At 60.1% G+C, this 6,275-nt stretch carries 7 protein-coding genes; 5 read left to right on the top strand and 2 right to left on the bottom strand.

Going from position 1 to position 6,275, the window contains the following annotated elements:
- The coding region (locus ACNA0I_RS26715) for an AzlD domain-containing protein (RefSeq protein ID WP_415809050.1) at positions 1-304 on the bottom strand (304 nt) is incomplete at its 3' end.
- On the bottom strand, positions 304-1,020 hold the full coding sequence (locus ACNA0I_RS26710; RefSeq protein WP_415809049.1) for an AzlC family ABC transporter permease: 717 nt from the start codon (positions 1,018-1,020) through the stop codon (positions 304-306). The genes ACNA0I_RS26710 and ACNA0I_RS26715, both read right to left, overlap by 1 nt.
- A gap of 222 nt (positions 1,021-1,242) precedes the next feature.
- Between ACNA0I_RS26710 and ACNA0I_RS26705 the strand changes: the two genes are divergently transcribed.
- The 5 genes from ACNA0I_RS26705 to cynS all read left to right on the top strand — a co-directional run.
- A complete protein-coding gene (locus tag ACNA0I_RS26705) occupies positions 1,243-1,728 on the top strand; it encodes a GNAT family N-acetyltransferase (protein ID WP_415809048.1) in 486 nt (161 codons plus the stop codon).
- Positions 1,729-1,753: 25 nt separating this feature from the next.
- A complete protein-coding gene (locus tag ACNA0I_RS26700; RefSeq protein ID WP_415809047.1) occupies positions 1,754-2,083 on the top strand; it encodes a DHCW motif cupin fold protein in 330 nt (109 codons plus the stop codon).
- Positions 2,084-2,251: 168 nt separating this feature from the next.
- Positions 2,252-2,902 carry a glutathione transferase gene (gene yfcF, locus ACNA0I_RS26695; protein WP_415809046.1) on the top strand — a complete coding sequence of 217 codons (651 nt, stop codon included), beginning with the start codon at positions 2,252-2,254 and terminating at the stop codon, positions 2,900-2,902.
- Between the two features lie 331 nt (positions 2,903-3,233).
- Positions 3,234-5,678: a DUF3141 domain-containing protein gene (locus ACNA0I_RS26690; protein ID WP_415809045.1), complete on the top strand. Its 2,445-nt coding sequence runs from the start codon at positions 3,234-3,236 to the stop codon at positions 5,676-5,678.
- Between the two features lie 137 nt (positions 5,679-5,815).
- The coding region (cynS, locus tag ACNA0I_RS26685; RefSeq protein WP_415809044.1) for a cyanase at positions 5,816-6,275 on the top strand (460 nt) is incomplete at its 3' end.

Here is a 6,275-nt window from a genome sequence, read left to right as displayed (position 1 = left end):
CCCCCACAATCACCGCCACCCCAGCATTCCCCAACCGACGGGCAGACAGGGCCGTCGCCAGTAATCCTCCCGCGTATGGCAGGATCTGGGACACCCCCGACAACGCCATCACATCCGGCACGATGACAGCAGTAGCGATTCCTGCCAGCAAAGCAGGACCTAAAGCGGCCAGAGACGACCCTTCTGTCAGCCGCCGCAGCCACCGGCTACGGCTCGATAGTAAAAAGGGCAACGCGCGCGTCAGGTAGGTAATGACAGCCATCGCAATAACGGCCGCCCAGAAGTCAAGTTGGCTACCTATCATCATGCGCTCTGCAACCGGTGGGTCACACATCCCACCACAGCGGCGGCCAGGATGGCGAGAGTCGTATGGCCCAGGGCGGAACATGCAACACCGACGATCAGCGCAGCAATGATGGCACCTCTCAAAGGACGCGTAACGCTTTGACAGACCAGGGCCAGGAACAGCGCGGGCAAGGCAAAATGCATGACCTGGGACAGCATGGGAAAGTGATGCTCCAGACCATCACCGGCATAGACACCAACGGCAGTGCCTGCAATCCAGGTCAACCAGGCTCCCAGCCCGAGTAAGGTCATCCAACGGTTTCGCTGTTCTGGGGAGACCGGTTCAATCCGGTTCAGCGCCGTGGCAAATACTTCGTCAGTCAGCAAAAACGCGAGCTTCAAGCGCATCCCGAGCCGCTCTGGCAGAAAGCGCGAGAGCAATGGACCATACAGCAGATGACGCGCATTCAGCAGCGAGCAAAGGGCGACGACCCATAGCCACGGGGTACCGGCCTTGATCGAGGCCAGCAGCAGAAACTGGCTGGCCCCGGCATAGACCAAGACCGAAATCAACACGACTTGTACAGGCGACAGGCCGGTAGACAATCCCGCAACACCGAATGTCACGGCCACAGGAAAATAACCGATCATGATGGGCAGACAGGCCTTTAAACCCGCCCAGCCATTACCCCCCGGCAAAGCCAGATGAGGCTCTGGGACGGATGAGTGGGACATGGGAATAACTCCAGTGGCAGAGAATCGACGTATGCAGCAGTTTACCTACTCAACGCTCAGGCACGATGTCCGCATCCGGCTCGCCCCCCTCGCGAGGCGAGGGACAGCCTTGTCCAACATTTTCAGACAAAAAGACCCACACGGCAGCACACGGCATAATGTGCTTCTGTACCTGTTTTGAGCTGCGTCATTCATCCGCAGCCACCGATATTGGACGTCATCGTGCTGACCATCATTAATGCTGATTTCAACAACCCTGCTCATGGCGACATGGTCGTCTCGCTGCTGAACGAATACGCCCAGGGCCCCATGGGGGGCAATGAGCCACTATCCGACTACACGCGCGCCAACCTGATTTCCGAATTGGCAAAACGTCCCACGGCAGGCGCGTTAATTGCTCTGCAGGATGGCCAGCCCGCGGGCTTGGCCATCTACCTGGAAGGTTTTTCCACCTTTGCGTGTAAACCGTTATTGAACCTGCATGATTTCATGGTGTCCGAGCGATTTCGCGGACAGGGAATTGCGCAACAGCTGTTGGCGGCCCTGGATCAGACTGCGCTTGCGCGCGGCTGCTGCAAGATCACACTTGAGGTATTGCAAGGCAATGAGGCTGCCAAAGCGCTTTATCGCAAAACCGGTTATCAAGGTTACGAATTGGCCAGCGACACCGGCCAAGCCATGTTCTGGCAAAAGAAAATAGCGGCATAGCAAGGATAACGAGAGCGATTGCACCATGAAAATGCACGATATCCCCTTCGGCACCACCGATTGGCAAACGATCGAACCTACCGAACATCCCGGCGATACTGGCATGGCTTATTGGCGCACTCGCCAATTTGGCGATATCCGAGTGCGCATGGTCGACTATTCGGCGGGTTATCTGGCCGACCATTGGTGTAGCAAGGGGCATATCCTGCTCTGCCTGGAGGGCGAGCTGCACACGGAGCTGGAAGACGGACGGCGCTTTGTCCTGACCCCGGGCATGAGCTATCAGGTCGCCGATCAGGCCGAGGCACATCGCTCGTCCACACCCGTCGGGGCCCGGCTGTTTATCGTCGATTGACGAGCGCCAGCCGCACGGCGTGGGCGGAACACAACGTTCGCCTCGCCCTCAGCGGCGCCCGGATGCCGTAACGGCGTGATTGCGTTACGCTGTGAGCTGTGCTCGATAGTGGAAGCGGCCCGCTACAGCACTGCAGGTTGACTGGTTTGCCGCCACGGAAACTTTATCTTGTCGGATACGCTTGCCTCTCCCTTGACCCTCTACGTCGACGCCCAGTTCCTGAGCCCCTATGCCATGTCCGCCTATGTGGCGCTGACGGAAAAAGGCCTGCCTGTCGAACTGCGGTTGGTGGACCTGCAGGCGGGCGAACAGCGCATGGCGCCTTATACGAGTCGAGCTCCTACCTGTCGCGTCCCCGCGCTGACACATGACGGGTTTCACTTGACCGAATCCAGCGCGATCATCGAATACCTGGAAGACGTTTTTCCCGCCCCCGACTATCCTGCGCTCTATCCCGGCACGCCCCAAGAGCGGGCGCGCGCGCGGCAGATTCAGGCCTGGTTGCGCAGCGACCTGGCGGCCCTGCGTGAGGAACGGCCGACGGATGTCGTGTTCCATGGCGCCCCCCCTGCCCCTCTCGGCGATGCCGGCCAGGCGGCAGCTGCAAAGCTGCTGCGTGTCGCACAGACCTTGTTGCCAGAAGGCCAGGCACAGCTCTTTGGCTCGTGGACCATAGCCGACACCGAACTCGCGCTGATGCTGCGCCGGCTGGCAGGCACCGATGAGCTGCCCACCGCTTTGCAAGCCTATGCGGACGCACAATGGCAACGACCGGCGGTCCAGACTTGGCTGCAATTCAATCGAGACGCGCGGGATTAAATGACGCCTTGAATCTCGGGGGGATGTTGCGGGTCGCCGATACGCCTTCCTCGCGGTCCCTGCAAAACGGCGGCTGAAGCACACCCGTTGATAAGAGGCGATAGCGTACGCTCGGCGGCTGGCCCCATAGACGAGGGAATTTCACGATATGGGGACCCATAGGCCTGTCCCTATTAACGTGAAACCGTTCACCGCTCCGCCCGTGCCCTAGCTGCAAACGAATGCAAACCGATGTTGCGTTGCAACATTTAATGCGCTGTAATTGGGATCATCGACAAACCAATCCCGTCAGCGCAGCCGTATCCGGCTGGCTGCCCAACCGGAGATCGCTTTGGCCAAACCTGCCTACGATCGCAACGCCCCCGCCTCTGTGCCAGCCACCCCTTGGACGGCTGCCTACGACTACGCCATCGATACCCTGCAACGCAGCGTGCTGTACGCCGACGTCATGCGTCAGCGGGGCAACCAGTATCACCGCCACATGGCCAAGCGCCATCCGAACGTGCTCAGCATGAAGTCCGAGCTGGTACTGGATGGCCGCGAGCTCGACCGGCCGGTCAACTACGGGTTGCTGCGCATTCTGCCCCCCGCAGATGTGCCGATGGACCCGCAAAAGCGGCCCTTTTTAGTCGTGGATCCGCGTGCAGGCCATGGGCCCGGCATCGGGGGGTTCAAACCGGAAAGCGAGATCGGCGTAGCCTTGCGCGCTGGCCACCCCTGCTACTTTGCCTCGTTTCTGCCGCAGCCCACCAACACGCAAACCGTCGAAGACGTCATGCGTGCCGAGGCTCGGTTTCTAGAGGAAATCATCGCGCGCCATCCCGAGTCCGAAGGCAAACCAGTGGTGATCGGCAATTGCCAGGCCGGGTGGCAAATCATGATGACGGCCGCCATGCGGCCCGAACTGTTCGGCCCCATCATCGTCGCCGGTGCTCCATTATCGTACTGGGCGGGCTGGCGCGGCATGAATCCCATGCGCTACAGCGGCGGACTGCTGGGTGGCAGTTGGCTGACGGAGATGGCCAGCGACCTGGGTCACGGACGTTTTGACGGCGCCTGGCTGGTGCAGAATTTCGAAAACCTCAATCCTGCCAATACGCTGTGGAGCAAGCAGTACAACCTGTATGCCAAAGTCGATACCGAGGCCGACCGCTATCTGGATTTTGAACGCTGGTGGGGCGGTCACGTTTTTTTGAACGGACCGGAAATCCAATACATCGTCGATAACCTGTTCATCGGCAATCGCCTGGCGACGGCAGGGCTGGTGACCTCGGATGGCATCCGCATCGACCTGCGCAATATTCGCTCGCCCATCATCGTGTTCTGCTCCAAGGGCGACAACATCACGCCTCCGCCGCAGGCGCTGGGCTGGATTCCCGACTTGTACCAGGATGACGCCGAAGTGCTGGCGCATGGCCAAACCATTGTGTACGCCGTGCACGAAAGCATCGGGCACTTGGGCATTTTTGTGTCGGGCGCCGTCGCCCGCAAAGAACACCAAGAGTTCACCGCCAACATCGACCTGATCGATGTCCTGCCGGCCGGCATTTATCAAGCCGAAATCGCGGACAAGACGCCTGAGACCCTCAATGCGGATCTCGCCGAGGGCGATTATGTCGTGTCGTTCGCACGCCGCAAGCTCGATGACGTGCGCGCCATCGTACAGCGCAACGAAGAAGACGACCGCCGCTTTGCGGCCGTAGCGCGGATTTCGGACATCAATCTGGGCCTGTACCGCAGCTTTGTCCAACCCTGGATCCGGGCCGCCGTGACGCCGCAGTCCGCCGAATGGATGCAACGCATGCATCCGCTGCGCCTGCCCTATGAGCTGATTTCCGACACCAATCCCTGGGTCGCCCCAGTGGCGCAGGTGGCGGAGCACGCACGCGAACATCGCCGCCCTGCCGATGCAATGAATCCATTTATCATGATGGAACGCATGGTGTCCAAGAATATCGTGGCCGGGCTGAATATGTGGCAAGAGCTGCGCGACGCTGCGGGGGAACAGCTGTTCATGAACATCTATGGGTCGCCTGTCGTACAGGATTGGGCGGGTCTGGGTGCCAAAAAAGGCGTCGCCCCTCGCAACCACCCGGGCGTCTCTCCCGAACACCGGGCGTTCATGGAACAACGGGCAAATGAATTGCGCGGCCAGTTGGACCAGGGCGGCGTATCAGAGGCCGCCATCCGCATGATGCTGTACGTCTCCAGCGCCGAAGGCAGCATCGACGAGCGCAGTTTTGCCATGCTGCGCAAGCTGCGTGCAGACACCGATTCCGATCTGGCGTTGCAGGAATTCAAAGATCTCGCTCGGGATCAAGCGTTGATGATGCGGCTGGACCGCCAAGGCGCCCTGCAGGCCATGCCGAAGCTGCTGGAAGGCGCGTCCGCCGACGAAATCCGCAATGCGTTTGGCACCATGCGCAACGTGCTGGAGGCCACGGGCCCGTTGAACGAGCGTGCCCGCGCCTGCCTGGAGGAAGTCGAAGCCATTTTCCGCGAAGCCGCACAGCGGGCGTTGGCGCAGGAGGAAAAGGCAGTCGAGGAAAAACCGGCCCGTAAGACTGTCACCAAGCGAGCGGCAAAAACCGCGGCTAAATCGGTCACGACGCCACCCACGAAAAGGACCGCGAAATCCGTTGAGGCTGCGGCGCCTCAGGCCGCCACCGAAAGCGGTGACACTGCACCGGCCGGCGCCTCCACAACCAAACGCGCATCCACGCGCGCTGCGACACCACGGCGTCGCTCCGCAGCGAGTAAACGCAGCAGCAAATAAGAAATCATCGAGGCCCCGAGACACTGTGTGTCGAGGGGCCTCGGCATTTACTGCTTGGCTTTTTCAATGCAGTCAGCTTGTCCTTTGTTTTTTGCGTTGCCCCCAAACCGCATATTCTCAGGAGAACCACGACCATGATGACCCGTGCCGAAGTCACCGAACTTGTCGTTACCCAAAAGCTGAAGAAAGGCCTGAAATGGCCAGCCATCGCCGAAGTCATCGGCCAGAGCAAGGAGTGGACCGCCGCCGCGCTCCTGGGACAAATGACCATGACCGCCGAGCAGGCCCAAGCCGCGGGCAAACTGCTCGACTTGCCCGAAGACGCCATCCTGCAATTGCAAGTCACGCCCTACAAGGGATCGCTGCCGACGGCCATACCGACGGATCCGTTGATCTACCGGTTCTACGAATTGGTGAACGTCTACGGCACCACGTTTAAATCGCTGATTCACGAAGAGTTCGGCGACGGCATCATGAGCGCTATCGATTTCAAGATGGATCTGGCGCGGGAAAATGATCCGGCTGGGGATCGTGTGCGGATAGTGATGAGTGGGAAATTTTTGCCGTATAAGCAGTATTGGGGGGGAGGAGGCTGCG

This window comes from Bordetella muralis, from assembly GCF_965139205.1.
Classification (GTDB): domain Bacteria; phylum Pseudomonadota; class Gammaproteobacteria; order Burkholderiales; family Burkholderiaceae_B; genus Bordetella_A; species Bordetella_A muralis.
Note: the sequence above shows the minus strand (reverse complement) of the source record. Positions and strands in the feature narration are given on the sequence as shown.

Coding starts and splice junctions, on each gene's coding strand:
- ACNA0I_RS26710 (WP_415809049.1), bottom strand. CDS start 1,020: ATGTCCCACTCATCCGTCCCAGAGCCTCATCTGGCTTTGCCGGGGGGT.
- ACNA0I_RS26700 (WP_415809047.1), top strand. CDS start 1,754: ATGAAAATGCACGATATCCCCTTCGGCACCACCGATTGGCAAACGATC.